This is a genomic window from Rhizobium sp. SL42 (genome assembly GCF_021729845.1).
Taxonomy (GTDB): Bacteria; Pseudomonadota; Alphaproteobacteria; order Rhizobiales; family Rhizobiaceae; genus Allorhizobium.
This window is the reverse complement of record NZ_CP063397.1, coordinates 2,700,492-2,713,787: the sequence shown is the minus strand read 5'-3', so window position 1 is coordinate 2,713,787 and position 13,296 is coordinate 2,700,492. Positions and strand designations below refer to the sequence as shown.

The 13,296-nt window shown below is 63.1% G+C and carries 15 protein-coding genes; 4 read left to right on the top strand and 11 right to left on the bottom strand.

The annotated features are described in order from the left end of the window. Positions 1-19: 19 nt before the first annotated feature. The 3 genes from IM739_RS12860 to IM739_RS12850 all read right to left on the bottom strand — a co-directional run bounded on the left by IM739_RS12860 (position 20) and on the right by IM739_RS12850 (position 1,823). The gene (locus IM739_RS12860; RefSeq protein ID WP_237368120.1) at positions 20-1,039 is read right to left on the bottom strand and encodes a GlxA family transcriptional regulator; all 1,020 of its coding nucleotides are present in this window, start codon (positions 1,037-1,039) and stop codon (positions 20-22) included. A 305-nt stretch (positions 1,040-1,344) separates the two neighbouring features. Then, a complete protein-coding gene (locus IM739_RS12855; RefSeq protein WP_237368119.1) occupies positions 1,345-1,548 on the bottom strand; it encodes a hypothetical protein in 204 nt (67 codons plus the stop codon). 65 nt (positions 1,549-1,613) lie between these two features. Then, positions 1,614-1,823 carry a hypothetical protein gene (locus tag IM739_RS12850; protein ID WP_237368118.1) on the bottom strand — a complete coding sequence of 70 codons (210 nt, stop codon included), beginning with the start codon at positions 1,821-1,823 and terminating at the stop codon, positions 1,614-1,616. Positions 1,824-1,929: 106 nt separating this feature from the next. Here IM739_RS12850 and IM739_RS12845 point away from each other — a divergent pair, with 106 nt between their 5' ends. Continuing rightward, positions 1,930-2,826 carry a LysR family transcriptional regulator gene (locus tag IM739_RS12845; protein WP_237368117.1) on the top strand — a complete coding sequence of 299 codons (897 nt, stop codon included), beginning with the start codon at positions 1,930-1,932 and terminating at the stop codon, positions 2,824-2,826. Between the two features lie 32 nt (positions 2,827-2,858). Beyond that, positions 2,859-3,308 (top strand): acyl-CoA thioesterase, encoded by a 450-nt coding sequence (locus IM739_RS12840; protein WP_237368116.1) that lies wholly within the window; start codon positions 2,859-2,861, stop codon positions 3,306-3,308. On the opposite strand, the gene IM739_RS12835 is transcribed toward IM739_RS12840, so the two are convergent. Next, the gene (locus tag IM739_RS12835) at positions 3,303-4,028 is read right to left on the bottom strand and encodes a pyridoxamine 5'-phosphate oxidase family protein (RefSeq protein ID WP_237368115.1); all 726 of its coding nucleotides are present in this window, start codon (positions 4,026-4,028) and stop codon (positions 3,303-3,305) included. The genes IM739_RS12840 and IM739_RS12835 overlap by 6 nt on opposite strands. Positions 4,029-4,149: 121 nt before the next feature. On the opposite strand from IM739_RS12835, the gene pdxR reads away from it, so the two are divergent. After that, positions 4,150-5,589, top strand: a complete 1,440-nt coding sequence (gene pdxR / locus IM739_RS12830; protein WP_237368114.1) for a MocR-like pyridoxine biosynthesis transcription factor PdxR — start codon at positions 4,150-4,152, stop codon at positions 5,587-5,589. Here the strand turns inward: pdxR and IM739_RS12825 are convergent. Then, entirely contained in the window at positions 5,578-6,264 is a 687-nt protein-coding gene (locus IM739_RS12825; protein WP_237368113.1) for a TetR/AcrR family transcriptional regulator, read from the bottom strand. The two genes, pdxR and IM739_RS12825, sit on opposite strands and share 12 nt — an antisense overlap. Positions 6,265-6,420: 156 nt before the next feature. Here IM739_RS12825 and IM739_RS12820 point away from each other — a divergent pair, with 156 nt between their 5' ends. After that, positions 6,421-7,017, top strand: a complete 597-nt coding sequence (locus IM739_RS12820; protein WP_237368112.1) for an NAD(P)H-dependent oxidoreductase — start codon at positions 6,421-6,423, stop codon at positions 7,015-7,017. An 11-nt stretch (positions 7,018-7,028) separates the two neighbouring features. On the opposite strand, the gene IM739_RS12815 is transcribed toward IM739_RS12820, so the two are convergent. The 6 genes from IM739_RS12815 to IM739_RS12790 all read right to left on the bottom strand — a co-directional run bounded on the left by IM739_RS12815 (position 7,029) and on the right by IM739_RS12790 (position 13,196). Continuing rightward, on the bottom strand, positions 7,029-9,059 hold the full coding sequence (locus IM739_RS12815; protein ID WP_237368111.1) for an ASKHA domain-containing protein: 2,031 nt from the start codon (positions 9,057-9,059) through the stop codon (positions 7,029-7,031). Between the two features lie 203 nt (positions 9,060-9,262). Beyond that, entirely contained in the window at positions 9,263-10,225 is a 963-nt protein-coding gene (locus tag IM739_RS12810; protein WP_237368110.1) for a methyltetrahydrofolate cobalamin methyltransferase, read from the bottom strand. A 98-nt stretch (positions 10,226-10,323) separates the two neighbouring features. Further along, complete coding sequence (locus tag IM739_RS12805) at positions 10,324-11,418, bottom strand: methylenetetrahydrofolate reductase (protein ID WP_237368109.1); 1,095 nt, start codon at positions 11,416-11,418, stop codon at positions 10,324-10,326. A 3-nt stretch (positions 11,419-11,421) separates the two neighbouring features. Next, a complete protein-coding gene (locus tag IM739_RS12800; protein ID WP_237368108.1) occupies positions 11,422-12,042 on the bottom strand; it encodes a methylenetetrahydrofolate reductase C-terminal domain-containing protein in 621 nt (206 codons plus the stop codon). After that, complete coding sequence (locus IM739_RS12795; protein WP_237368107.1) at positions 12,035-12,337, bottom strand: virulence factor; 303 nt, start codon at positions 12,335-12,337, stop codon at positions 12,035-12,037. Before IM739_RS12795 ends, IM739_RS12800 begins: the two co-directional genes overlap by 8 nt. A gap of 100 nt (positions 12,338-12,437) precedes the next feature. Further along, the gene (locus IM739_RS12790) at positions 12,438-13,196 is read right to left on the bottom strand and encodes a formyl transferase (protein ID WP_237371062.1); all 759 of its coding nucleotides are present in this window, start codon (positions 13,194-13,196) and stop codon (positions 12,438-12,440) included. Positions 13,197-13,296 lie beyond the last annotated feature (100 nt).

Below are 13,296 nucleotides of genomic sequence, written 5' to 3'. Positions count from 1 at the left end.
GAAACCATGGCCGTTGTCGTCAGACGACGATGCCGGTGCGGTTCGTCGACATGGTCAGCTTGCGTTCGGCGCGCTCCTGCTGGGGCGAGCGGTTGTAGAGTTCGCGATAACACTTGGAAAAGTGCGAGGCGGAGACGAAACCGCAGGCAACCGCGACCTCGACTACCGGCATCGACGACTGGACCAGAAGGTGGCGGGCGCGATCGAGGCGGATCTCGAGGTAGTAACGGGCCGGCGAGCGACCCATTTCCTGGCGAAACAGGCGCTCGATCTGGCGGCGTGACAGGCCCGCATCGTCGGCGATCTCGAGCAGCGACAGCGGCTCCGACAGATTGCTTTCCATCAGTTCGATGATCTGCAGCACCTTGGAGTTCTGCACGCCGAGGCGCGCCCTCAGCGGCAGCCGCTGGCGGTCGTGGGCGGAACGGACCCGGTCGGTCAGGTGCTGCTCGCAAACGCGGTTGACAAGGCCCTCGCCGAAATCCTGGCCGATCAGGTTCAGCATCATGTCGAGCGAAGCCGTGCCGCCGGCACAGGTATAGAGATTGCCATCGACCTCATAGAGGTCGGCATAGACTTCTGCCTGCGGGAAGGTTTCGGAGAAGCCGGGCAGGTTTTCCCAATGGATGGCGCAGCGCTTGCCATTGAGCAGGCCCGCCTGCGCCAGCACATGGGCGCCCGTACAGAGCGAACCGATGGCGACATTGCGGTTATAGGCTTCGCGCAGCCAGGCATTGACCGACTTATTGTTGAATTCCTCGACATAGATGCCGGAACAGACGATCGCCATGTTCGGGCGGTTCTCGCCGCCTAGGAAGCGGCGCTCGTCGGCAAGCGACGAATTCACCTCGATGCCGATGCCCGAAGAGGAATACACTTTCTGGCCATCGACCGAGGCGAGCCGCCATTCATAGGCCGCGTAACCCAGCATGCGGTTGGCGATGCGCAGCGTTTCGATCGCGCCGGCGAACGGCAACAATGTGAAATGCGGAACGAGAAAGAAGGTAAGTGATCGCTTCTTGACTTGCTGCTTGCTCATGGTGATGTCCAGTTCCCTTGTTTTCCGGCATGCTCGACCGGAAATGCATTCTGGGATGTTCTCACTGCGACATTGACATGGAATTCAGCGGCGCGAAACTATTCACGACCGCTAAAAAGCGACATTTCTTCCGCGTTTCCATCCTGCGACGAAAGGGAGCAGGCAATAACAATCGTCAGTTTAGCAGGCCTTTGAAAAGAAATTACTTTGTCGATGCCGCGCTGGCGCAATCCGCAACCGGCACTCCTGCCGGTTTGCGACATGACCCAAGGATCACGTCGCAAGCCATAGCGACATGCAGGCCGTCAGCGACGCATGTCGCCGGCAGGCCAGCCGAGGTCCTTGCGCAGGTCGAGGGGAAGCGATTCCAGCGCACGCTGTTCGTCACGGCGCATACGCCAGCTGTTGATCGCCGCAATGGCCTTGACGATCAGGTGCGCCGGGCGGTTCGCCGCCGGAGCACCACGCAGGGAGCGGGCAGTCGGGGAATCGAAATGAACCAGTGTCATGGCATTTATCCTTTTCGGTCAGGCCCAGCGGGGAACCCGTTTGGCAGTTCGTTTATCTGCTCTCGTTAATCATCAATCAAACGAATGTTTCTTATGGCATCAATTCGATTTACTGATGATTGATCGGCGCCACCCAAAGCCAGGTCACGTTGCAGATAGTCCGGCAGGCGGGCGATCTCGCGCTGTGCTGCGGCTTGTGTCCTTGCCCGGAGACGAGTGTTAAGGCGATCACGATAGCGGTCGTGGCAATAGGCCAGAAAAGCGCCGAGAAGCATGTCTTCCTCCTTTGTTCAGTGCATGGGATGAAAATGCGCCTCGATTGACATTCAATCAAACGCAATGATATCGTCCTCATGTTCAATTTTCTTGAAGGCTATCGCCATGACACTCATGCTGCGCCAACCCCTGCCGCTGCTCGACAACGATGTGCTGCGGACATTCGTTGCGATTGCGGAAACCGGGAGCTTCACTACGGCCGCCGACCGCGTGTTTCGCACGCCGTCGGCCGTGTCGATGCAGATCAAGAAGCTGGAGGAGCAGTTGAGCGTGACGCTGTTCCTGCGCGACGCACGATCCGTTGCACTCACAGAAGGAGGGGAGGTCTTGCTTCCCTATGCGCGGCGCATCCTGGCGCTGTCGAACGAGGCGGTCGGACGCTTTCGCATGCCGGAGATGAAGGGCGTGGTCCGGCTCGGGGCGCCAGACGATATCGGCGAACGATTCATGCCGACGATCCTCAGGCGCTTTGCCGAACATTACCCGGCTATCATGGTCGATCTGACCGTCGATACGTCCGGGGCGCTGCGCCGGCGGCTGCAGGAACAGCGGCTGGACCTGACGCTGATCAATTGCGCACCGGGGGCCGTTGTGCACGAGGGCGAGGTCATCCATCAGGAGCAGCTGGTCTGGGCCGGGGCGAAATGCGGCACGGCGCATATGCGCGATCCGTTGCCGGTATCGATCTGGGAAGACGGCTGCTGCTGGCGGGCCGACGCGCTGGCGCGGCTCGACAAGGACAAGCGGCCGTATCGCATTGCCTATCTGTCTGCGCATACGATGGCGCAGCGCGCGGCGGTGATTGCCGATCTGGCGGTTGCACCCTTGCCGCGCAGCTATCTGACCGCCGACATGACGGCGCTGGGCTCCAAGCACGGATTGCCGGATCTCGGATCCTTCGACGTGCGCTTGCTGACCGGCAACGAGACGAGCGACACGATCCGGGCGGTGGCCGACAGCGTGCGTTATGCATTTGCCGAGATGATCGGGATCGCGGCCTGAACTGCGATCCTCCACAGCCAACCGGAGACACGATGACCGAACTGCCTCGCCTCGAAGATTTCCCGTGCCGCAGCTACGACAAGCTGCGGTATGGCGACACCGATCGCCAGGGGCATGTCAACAATGCGGTGTTTGCCACTTTCCTGGAAACCGGCCGCGTCGAGATGATCTATGCGGCGGACGAGCCGCTGCTGGAGGACGGCTTTTCCTTCGTCGTGGCAAAGCTCGAGCTCAACTATCTGGCCGAGATCCTATGGCCCGGCACAGTCGATATCGGTACACGCATCATCAAGGTCGGTCGCTCGTCGGTGACGATGCAGCAGGCGGTGTTCCAGAATGGGGTGTGCTGCGCTTCCGCCGAAACGGTCGTTGTGCATTTCTGCCAGGCAACACGGAAATCGCATGCGTTTTCCGACGCGCAGAGGGCGCGGCTGCTTAAGGCCGATTCGGGCGAACCGGCCGCAGCAGCCGGCTCCCTATAGGGCTTCCTCGTAGGCGAACTGAGCGTCGCGAAGGGCGTCGTCCAGCGTCCGGCCCTCGCTGTAGATCCTCAGGTAATCCGGAGCACTGACGCCTGGTGGCACATGCGGGCTGATTTCTGCCGGGCCGATCACGGTCTTGACCGGAATGACGCCTGCCCAGAGAGGGGTCGCCATGTCTTCCTCGTCGTCACCCACGCCCTTGGCGCGGCTTTTCGCCGACGCTTCCTCGATCCGCATGCCGATCACCATGCTGGCCTTGACCTCCTGGCCATGGTTTTCGCGGAGTTCCGTACTGCGGCCCGGATAGAAGCGGTCGACGACAGCCGCCAGCGCGCGGGCTTTCTCCTGCGGGTCGTCGATGATGGCTGCCGTGCCGAAGCACATGGCCGAGCGGTAGTTGGCGGAGTGGTTGAAGCCGGACCGGGCAAGCACGAGACCGTCGAGGTGGGAGACGGTCAGGCAGACGCGCACGCCCTCCCTCTGGCTCTTCAGCATGCGGCTGGCCGACGAGCCGTGCCAATAGAGCCAGTCACCCTCGCGCCAGTGGATGGTCGGCGTGCAATAGGGCTGGCCGTCGATGACATAGGCGACATGACAGAGAAAGCTGCTGTCGAGGATGGCGTAGACGGCTTCCTGATCATAGGCGGCGCGTTCGTGCATACGCCTTGCGCGGTTGCGCGGGCTGACCGGGAATGTCGTCTGTCCTGCCATCTTGTCCATGTGTGTCTCCATCGGGAAGGTTTCCGGCCGCGCATGTCGTCCAGGCTTGTTATCCGGGCTTGTCATTGCTGGGGCCTTGGTGCAGGGATAGATCTGCCGATTGGTCCAATAAAGATCCAATATGACCAAGAAAGATCGAACCAATTCCGACTGGTCTGCCGCAAGACCCTTGCTGCCTGCGTCCGGGCCGCGACGGCAGGCGCTTTACCGCGAGCTGCGCGACCAGATCGTCGATGGCCGGCTCTGCCCCGGCGACAAGCTGCCGACGACGCGCGACATCGCCGCGCGGTTCGGCATCGCGCGCGGTGCTGCGGTTGCGGCCTATGAAATGCTGGCGGCCGATGGCTTCGCCGAGGCAAGGGTCGGCGCGGGCACCTATGTGGCGGCGGCGGTGCCAAGCCTTCCGAGGGCGGCCAGCCCGCGGCTTCGTAACGCGCCGGATGCGGTGGCGCCGCTTCCCGGCACGCTCGGCTGCTCGACCGCGGACGCGACGACGCTGCGGATCTTCCGCATGCTGATGAACCGGCACCTGACCAACCCGTCACCACGGCATTTCCACTATAACGATCCGGCCGGCAGCCATGCGCTCAGGGTCGAGATCGCAGCCTATCTGAAGGCGGCCCGGGGCGTGAACTGCGATCCCCAGCAGGTGATCATGACCTCCGGCACCCAGCAGGCGCTCGATCTTACCATCCGCGCGCTGCTGAAGGCCGGCGATCGGGTCTGGATCGAGGATCCCTGCTATGTGATGGCCCGCAAGGTGTTTGCCGCGAACGGCATGGAGATCGTGCCGGTTCCGGTCGATGGCGAAGGGCTGGATGTAGCGGCCGGGGCGCGGCTGGCGCCACAGGCGCGGGCCGTCTATGTGACGCCGTCGCATCAGTATCCGCTCGGCGTGACGCTATCGATGGCACGCCGACTGCAGCTGATCGACTGGGCGCAGCGCGCCGGCGGCTATATCATCGAGGATGATTACGACAGCGAGTTCCGTTTTTCCGGGCCGCCGCTGAGTGCGCTGCAGGGTATCGACGGCGAGGGGCGGGTGATCTATGTCGGCACGTTTTCCAAGACGCTTCTGCCCGGCTTTCGCATCGGCTATCTCGTGGTGCCGTGGGCGGTGCGTGACCGCGTGCTGGACGTGCGCCGGCTGACCGACCGTTTTCCCTCGACGCTGGCCGAGGATGCGCTCGCGGAATTCCTGCGTGACGGGCATTTTTCCGGCCATGTCAAACGGGCGAGACGGCGGTTGCGGTCGGCGCGCGATGCGTTGATGACGGCCCTTGAAGAAGCGGGGGTGGAGGACGGCGGCCTTCATGTCGTGCCGCCTGAACAGGGGTTGCATCTGGTCGCGCATCTGCCGGCCGGTAGCAACGATGTCGCGCTGGTGCAGATCGCCGCAGATGCCGGGTTCGGGGTGCGGGCGCTGTCGCCGCTTTATGCGGACAGCACAAACAAGCGCGGGCTGGTGATCGGCTTTTCCGGCTTCGAGGCCGAGGTGCTGGCGCAGGCGGCGCGGCGTTTCATCCGCGATCCACGTTTCGTTGCGCTTTCAGGCAGATGATGTGCCACCACTGGCAGAAACGCTGGCATCAACGCTGGCGGTGGCGCCGGCAATCCAGACAGTAAGAAAATCCCCGAGCATCGCCCTTGCGGCTGCAGCATCCGGCGTCCAGCCGGACAGGCGGTAGACCATGACCTCGTGCAGCAGCGCCTGGATGCCGCGGCTGAGCATGGTGGCGCGGGCGTCGTCGCAGGCCGGCAGGGTGGTGCGGATGAGGGTGGCAACCAATCCTTCCAGCTCGTGGCAGATGGACAGGAAGCGCTCGGTGAAGGGACCGGCGCCGAGGCCAGACTGGGACAGATAAAGACGGGCAAAGGCCGGATCGGCACCAAAATAGTCGAGCCAGGGCGACAGCAGTCGATGGATGACCTTGTCTAGCGGCTCTGGGTCGAGCGGCTCTGGGTCGATCTGTTCTCGGCCGAGCGGCCCTGCGATTGCTGCCGCTGCCAGGCCTCGACTACGCGCGGAGATTGCCTCGATCTCGGCCAGTCCGAGGGCGGCGAGCAGATTGGTCTTGTCGCCGAAATGGGCAAAGACGCTGGCCTTGGCAACCTTTGCCCCGGCGGCCACCTGATCGATGCTGGTCTGCTCGAAACCCTGGACGGCAAACAGGGCGCGTGCGGCAGCGAGGATCTGTTCGCGGGTCTGGCGGCTGCGTTCCTGGCTGAGTTTCATTGCGTGGGTCTCCGATGCCTGTCCGGTGCGCGGTTAGCGGACCATACACTGTCTGCATTAGTTGTTGACCACGGTCAATTTATCTTTGTATAATTTGACCGTGGTCATAATAATTGCGCCTGCTGCCTTTCGCACCACCAACTGATGGGGATCCGCATGTCCTTCCTAACCGCATCGAATATGCCGGCACGCTTGCTGGTTCTCAACGGCAATCCCGGACGAGCGACGCTGTGCCGCCAGATGGCGGAGCGCATTGCCGATGCCGCACGGCAGAGCGGCGCGGAGGTGAGGCTGGTGCATCTCTCCGATCTCAGCTTCGACGCCAATCTGGCGGAGGGCTATCACCAGCGGATGGACTGGGAGCCCGATCTGACGACACTCGCCGAGACGCTGGTGTGGAGCGACAGGCTGGTGCTGGTACAGCCGTTGTGGTGGGGCTCGGCGCCGGGAAAACTGAAGGGCCTGTTCGACCGGCTGCTGATGCCGGGATTTGCATTTGCCTATATCGACGGCAAGGCGCTGCCGAAAGCCTTGCTCAAGGGGCGGAAGGCGCGAGTGGTGATCACCTCGGATACGCCGTTGTTCGTACTCCGGTGGTTCTACGGCAATGGCTGGGTAAAGGTGCTGAAACGGCAGATCCTTGCCTTTGTCGGCTATGGTGACCTGAAGACGGTGTATTTCGGCCCCATTCGGGGTGCCTCGGCGAACAGTCTCTGTGCAATGGTGGAAAAATCGGTGCGGATTCTCGACTGAGGGCGCCGGGCCTATTCGCGGCTTCTGCGACGCCTGCGACCACCCGCTTCACCATCGCCTTCCGACAGGACCTTGCGCTCCGGCAGCGTGACCACTGCCGAGAGTTTCGGGAAGGGATCGACCTTGTTGGGCAAGGCCATGGCATCGATGAACAGCTGCTGGAAATTGGGCTCAAGTGCTGTCTCGATTTTCTCGATCACACGCACCGTCTCCTCGATCTCGCGGCGGTGACCTCGGTTCAAGAGCGCCATCAGAGCGCCGGTGCCAGCGGCATTGCCGACGGCCTTGACTTCGGCAAGATCGCAATCGGGGATGAGGCCGAGCACCATGGCGTATTTCGGATCGATGAAGGAGCCGAAGGCGCCGGCAAAGCGGATCGTGTCGACGGTCTGGATTTCCAGCTTTTCCATCAACAGCTTGATGCCGGCATAGAGAGCCGCCTTGGCGAGCTGGATGGCGCGTACGTCGTTCTGCGTCACCGTGATCTTCTGCGCGCCGTCATGCAGGAGGTAGGAGAAGGTACGACCATTTTCCAGGATGCGCGGGCTTTTCGCCGCCATGGAACCATCGACCACGCCGTCGGCCGAAATGACGCCAGACAGGTACATTTCGGCGACGACCTCGATGATCGCCGAGCCACAAATGCCGGTAATTCCGGTCTTTTCGGCAGCTTCGGCAAAGCCCTCTTCATCTGACCACTGCTCGACGCCGATCACCTTGAAACGCGGCTCGAGCGTCGTCGCATCGATGCGCACGCGCTCGATTGCACCGGGGGCTGCGCGCTGGCCGCAGGAGATTTCAGCGCCCTCGAAGGCGGGGCCAGTCGGGGAAGACGCGGCAACGGTGCGCACCCGGTTACCAAGCACGATCTCGGCATTGGTGCCGACGTCGACCATCAGCATCATCTTGTCCTGGCGATGCGGACCTTCGGCCAGCGTGGCGCCGGCAGCGTCGGCACCGACATGGCCGGCGATGCAGGGCAGGAGATAGGTGCGGGCGCCGGGATTGAGGCCGAGTTCGATGTCCTTGGCCGGGCAGGAGACGGCACCGGAAACGGCGAGCGCAAAGGGCGCCTGGCCAAGCTCGGTCGGATCGATGCCGAGAAACAGGTGATGCATGATCGGATTGGCGACGAAGACGGAATCGAGGATATCGCTGCGGGCGATGCCACCTTGCTCGCAGACCTGGTCGACGAGGTCGGAGACCGCCTGTCGCACGGCCTTGGTCATCGCTTCACGGCCGTCCGGGTTCATCATCACATAGGAGACGCGGCTCATCAGATCTTCACCGAAGCGGATCTGCGGATTGGAGGCGCCGGAGGAGGCAACAATGCGGCCGGACAGCAGCGAGACGAGATGCATGGCGATCGTCGTCGAGCCGATGTCGCAGGCAATGCCATAGGCTTCGTTGTGCAGGCCGGGCCAGAGGGCGACAATGGTCGGGCGCGAGGTCGGGCTGTCGCGGTGGATGGCGGCGGTCACCGTCCAGTTGCCCTTGCGCAGGATCTTCTGGATCTCCGGATAGAGATAGGGCTCGACCTGCAGGTCACTGTAGCCCCAGTCCTTTTCCAGCATGACCTTCATCCGGTCGAGATCGCCGAGCGGCTTGTGCATGTCGGGCTCGTCCACCTCGACATAGCAGAGATGCACGGCCGGATTGCGCTCGATCACGCGGTCGCTGGCGGCCTTGCGCACCACCTGCGCATTGACCACCGCGTCCTGCGGCACGTCGACGACGAGATCGCCCTGGACAGTGGCGGAACAGGAGAGGCGGCGGCCCTCCGGCAGCGTGCGCACTTCGCTGTAGCGCCTTTCCTTCGGACCCACAGGCGAGATATGGTCGTTGGACGACGTGATGCCATGCTTGGCAAAATGGCCCTCCTGCACTTCGATCTGGCAGCGCCCACACGTGGCGCGCCCCCCGCAGACGCTCTCGACATAGACGCCTAGCTGGCGCGCGGCATCCAGCACCGGCGTGCCGACGGCAAAACGGCCGCGCTTGCCGGAGGGCATGAAGAGGACGAGGGGATCGATTTCGGTCATGAGCAATGCAATTCCTGAGAGGCCTGGAAGCAGGGGGCGTGACTAAGCGGTATTTTTGCCGTTGTCGAGTGGACCGCCTTGCCCCTCACCCTAGCCCCCTCCCCGGAAACGGGGCGAGGGGACTGGCCGCGGTGCCGCTTGTGACTTCTCCCCGCCTGCGGGGAGAAGGTACCTGCAGGCGGATGATGGGCGAGCTACAATACTTACTCCGAAGCAGCACCGGCACCGGCCCGTGCCGCGCGACCACCACGACGACCGGATGAAGCGCCGGGAGGCGTTGTGGAGGGCGCGGCGCCGGCTTCCGCCGGCTTGTGGTCACGGTAGGTCATGATCCAGTTGCCGCAATTCGGGTCGGTGCCGTTCAAGACGTTTGCGGCGCGCACGGCTTCCATTTCCTGCGGGCGGCAGGGGTTCATGATCGCCGATGTCATGCCGGCGCCGATGACCATCGGGATGAAGCCGGCATTGATGCCGTGGCGGTGCGGCAGGCCGAAGGAGATGTTCGACAGGCCGCAGGTGGTGTTGACCTTTAGCTCGTTGCGCAGGCGGTAGAGCAGCTGAAACACCTGGCGGCCGGCATCGCCGAGCGCGCCGATCGGCATGACCAGGGGATCGACGACGATGTCATGCGGCTTGATGCCGTAGTCCATGGCGCGTTCGACGATCTTCTTGGCAACGGCGAAACGCACGTCCGGATCCATGGAAATGCCGGTCTCGTCATTGGAGATGGCAACGACCGGGACATTGTACTTGGCGCAAAGCGGCAGGATGGCCTCGAGCTTTTCTTCCTCGCCGGTGACCGAATTGACCAGCGGGCGGCCCTTGGCGACCTTGAGAGCGGCCTCGATGGCAGCGGTGACGGAGCTGTCGATCGACAGCGGCACGTCGACGAGCCCTTGCACGATTTCCATGGTCTTGACCAGGAGGCCAGGCTCGGTCTCGTTCGGATTGACCGAGGTGACGCCGGCATTGACGTCGAGCATGGTGGCGCCGGCGGCGACCTGTTCGAGCGCGTCCTTGATGACGGTGTCGAAATTCCCTTCGATCATCTCGGCGGCGAGCTTTTTGCGGCCGGTCGGATTGATGCGCTCGCCGATGACGCAGAAAGGCTGGTCAAAGCCGATGACGATTTCCCTGGTGGCAGACGCGACGATGGTACGAGTCATGTTGATCTCCGGTGTGGCCTCTGGGCAATGTTTGCCAGACGGCCGATGGATGCAAGGTGTCTGATGCGGGTGGATGAGTTCCGCCCGAAATCTGCTTGTCAGTGCGGCAGGTGGGCAGCCTTGTCGACCAGGGCCTGCTGATCCTGGACGGGCTCGGTGCCGATTTCGTGGAGGCGTTCGGCAACCATGGCATCGCTCTGGCCGGTTTCCCGCTTCCACGGACGACGGCCCTTCAGGATGCCGGATTCATGAACGATTTCGGCGACATATTCTTCCTGGCGGTAGGCCATGACATGCACGCCGGAGACGCCCTCGATCTCCTTCACCTCGTTGATGATGTCGATGCAGAGCTGCTTGCCTTCCTTCTTCTGGTCGGCAGCGCCTTCGAGACGGGTTATGACCGAGTCCGGGATATGGATGCCCGGAACATTGGAACGGATCCACTTGGCGGTCTTGGCGGAGGCCAGCGGACCGACGCCGACCAAGATGAAGCATTTTTCGTCGAACCCGAGATCGCGGACCTTCTTCATGTATTCGCGGAACATCGGCACGTCGAAGCAATACTGGCTCTGGACGAACTGGGCGCCGGCCTCGATCTTCTTGCCTAGCCTGTAGGGTCTAAAATCGTAAGGCGGGGCAAACGGATTGATGGCTGCGCCGAGGAAGACCTTGGGCGGCGTGGTCAGCTTGCGGCCCGAGAGGAATTTAGCCTCGTCGCGCATGGTGCGCACGGTTTCCAGAAGCGACATGCAGTCGAGGTCGAAGACCGGCTTGGCGCCAGGCTGGTCGCCGGCCTGCACGCCGTCGCCGGTCAGGCACATGATGTTGGCGACGCCCATGGCGGCCGCACCCAGCACGTCGCCCTGGATGGCGATGCGGTTCTTGTCGCGGCAGGCGATCTGCATGATCGGCGCATACCCCATGCGGGTCAGAAGCGCGCAGATGCCGACCGAGGACATGTGGCAATTGGCGCCGGAAGCATCGACGGCGTTGATGCCATCGACCCAGCCGTCGAAGACCTTGGCGCGTTCGTAGACGTCCTGCGGATCGGCGCTGTCGGGCGGGTTCAACTCTGCGGTGACGGCAAATTCGCCGCGCCGCAGGACACGCTCGAGACGTCCCAGCGAGGAGTGGCCGGGCAGAGGATCAAGCGGCAGATGCACGCCGAGCGGGTTTTCATCGATATGCGCCATCGCTCAGGCTTCCTTGTTTGCGGCTGCATCGCGCCGGGCTGCCGCTTCGGCCGTCACCCGCAACCAGGACGAGGTTTCGCGCAACGACTGGTTCACCGGTTTCTGCACATTCAGGATGGCGTCGCCCTTGGCCATGTTGCGTGACCCGTTCCAGGCCTGAACCCAGACGCAGGGCATGTCGGGTTCGACCTCGCAATTGCCATTGGCACGCACGCCGCCGCAGGGACCGTTGCGCAACTGCTTGGGACAGTTCATCGGACAGGACATGCCGGTCGATGACAGAGCGCACTGGCCGCACATGCGACAGTCGAAGAGCAGGCCCTTGACGTTGCGCTCGACGAAGGTGATCGGCCGTTCGACGCGGCTGTAGCCGATGGCTTTCCACAGCGGGTGCAGCAGCAGGAACGTATCGGCAAAACGGTTGTAGAACCATTCGAGGAAGCGCGAGTTTCGCACGGCCCAGAGACGGATCGTATAGGAGCGACGGGCGCGGCGGTTGGGCGAGACGCCGGCCGGCGTATAGGCGCCAGTGGCCGCCTTCTTCGCCGGAGCGGCATTGCCCTTCAATACAGGTGCGGCGGGAGACGGGGCGGGCCTTGCCGGATCGGGACTGGATTCAGCCATTGTCGCGGCCTCCGGCATGGACCAGGGCAACGAGGCGGGGCTTGTCGTAAGCCGCCTCGATCTCGGCTGCAGCCTTGTCCGCCTCGGCTTCGAGATCGTCGCCTACGGGGATCGGATCTGCCTTGCGCCATTCGGCGAGATAGTCCTCGGTCTCGGCCGCGCCGGTGCGCATCGCGCACATGTCAATCGCCTCGGTAAAGCGCAGCGAAAGCTCGCGTTTGGCGGCCTTGCGCCCCTGCTTGATGATCACCTGGGCCGGGATATCGCGCCAAAACACGATGATCTTGTCTGCCATGCCACTCACTCCCCTTTATCCTAGCAGAATGCACGGCGTCAGGGTGCCAGACTGCGCTTTTCACGACGTCGCAGACAGCAAAAAACGACGCAAACCGGATTTACCAGATTCGCCGGGTGATGCCGTGGAATATCCACGACCAGAGCGTCGGCGGAAAGCGCAATGCCGAAGGGCCTTGCGGGGCATAGGGCCTGAGGTTTCGGCTGAGCGCATCTTCGACGGCGCGGCAGGTGATGTCGAGGGCCGCGACGGTCAAGACCAGGGGATAGGTGGAGATGAAATCGCCGTGGGCGGGGGCGGCGCGGACTTCGTAGAGCGTGCCGCCGGTGTCTGTGCCGGCATCGACGAGATGCACGGTTGCGCCGAAATTGCCAGCATCACCTTCGCGTAGTGACCAGTAGCCGCCCATCTGGCCGCGGTAGGCCGGGTTGATTCCGGCATGCAGATTGAGGACCGGGCAGGGCATGGCGGCGAGCTGGCGTGCGGACAGCAGGCGGGTCGACACCAGCAGGATGGCGGCGGGGCGGATCTGCTCGACCAGGGCAAGGGTGCCCTCATCATTGATCGAGCCAACCTGATGCACGCGGACATTGGCGGGCATGGCGTCGGTGAGATCGTTTGCGCCAAGAATTTGTGCAATTCGCTTATTAGCGAAATTCCTCAAGATACGCGCGGCGATCATCGTGCCGAGCTGGCCGATGGCCGGGACCCAGCCAAGACGGCGGGCCCGGCGGCGTGTGATGCCGATCTTGGTTTCCGGCTGCTCGAGGATGACGCGGATATCGGCATTGCGGGCGGCAAGCGCCTGGATCACCAGCGTCGGATTGAGGCCGCCGGCGGTCATGACGATGACGGGCATGCCGGCGGCGGGATCGGAGAGTTGTCCGGAGACTGGTCCGGCAACCGGTCCGGTCAGCGGGCTCTGGACGTGAGGCGTCGATATCTCGGTCACCGCGGGC

Bases quoted from the DNA above. Each gene is read 5' to 3' on its own strand.
- IM739_RS12860 (WP_237368120.1), bottom strand. From the start codon at position 1,039: ATGAGCAAGCAGCAAGTCAAGAAGCGATCACTTACCTTCTTTCTCGTT.
- IM739_RS12855 (WP_237368119.1), bottom strand. From the start codon at position 1,548: ATGACACTGGTTCATTTCGATTCCCCGACTGCCCGCTCCCTGCGTGGT.
- IM739_RS12850 (WP_237368118.1), bottom strand. From the start codon at position 1,823: ATGCTTCTCGGCGCTTTTCTGGCCTATTGCCACGACCGCTATCGTGAT.
- IM739_RS12845 (WP_237368117.1), top strand. From the start codon at position 1,930: ATGACACTCATGCTGCGCCAACCCCTGCCGCTGCTCGACAACGATGTG.
- IM739_RS12840 (WP_237368116.1), top strand. From the start codon at position 2,859: ATGACCGAACTGCCTCGCCTCGAAGATTTCCCGTGCCGCAGCTACGAC.
- IM739_RS12835 (WP_237368115.1), bottom strand. From the start codon at position 4,028: ATGGACAAGATGGCAGGACAGACGACATTCCCGGTCAGCCCGCGCAAC.
- pdxR (WP_237368114.1), top strand. From the start codon at position 4,150: ATGACCAAGAAAGATCGAACCAATTCCGACTGGTCTGCCGCAAGACCC.
- IM739_RS12825 (WP_237368113.1), bottom strand. From the start codon at position 6,264: ATGAAACTCAGCCAGGAACGCAGCCGCCAGACCCGCGAACAGATCCTC.
- IM739_RS12820 (WP_237368112.1), top strand. From the start codon at position 6,421: ATGTCCTTCCTAACCGCATCGAATATGCCGGCACGCTTGCTGGTTCTC.
- IM739_RS12815 (WP_237368111.1), bottom strand. From the start codon at position 9,059: ATGACCGAAATCGATCCCCTCGTCCTCTTCATGCCCTCCGGCAAGCGC.
- IM739_RS12810 (WP_237368110.1), bottom strand. From the start codon at position 10,225: ATGACTCGTACCATCGTCGCGTCTGCCACCAGGGAAATCGTCATCGGC.
- IM739_RS12805 (WP_237368109.1), bottom strand. From the start codon at position 11,418: ATGGCGCATATCGATGAAAACCCGCTCGGCGTGCATCTGCCGCTTGAT.
- IM739_RS12800 (WP_237368108.1), bottom strand. From the start codon at position 12,042: ATGGCTGAATCCAGTCCCGATCCGGCAAGGCCCGCCCCGTCTCCCGCC.
- IM739_RS12795 (WP_237368107.1), bottom strand. From the start codon at position 12,337: ATGGCAGACAAGATCATCGTGTTTTGGCGCGATATCCCGGCCCAGGTG.
- IM739_RS12790 (WP_237371062.1), bottom strand. From the start codon at position 13,196: ATGCCCGTCATCGTCATGACCGCCGGCGGCCTCAATCCGACGCTGGTG.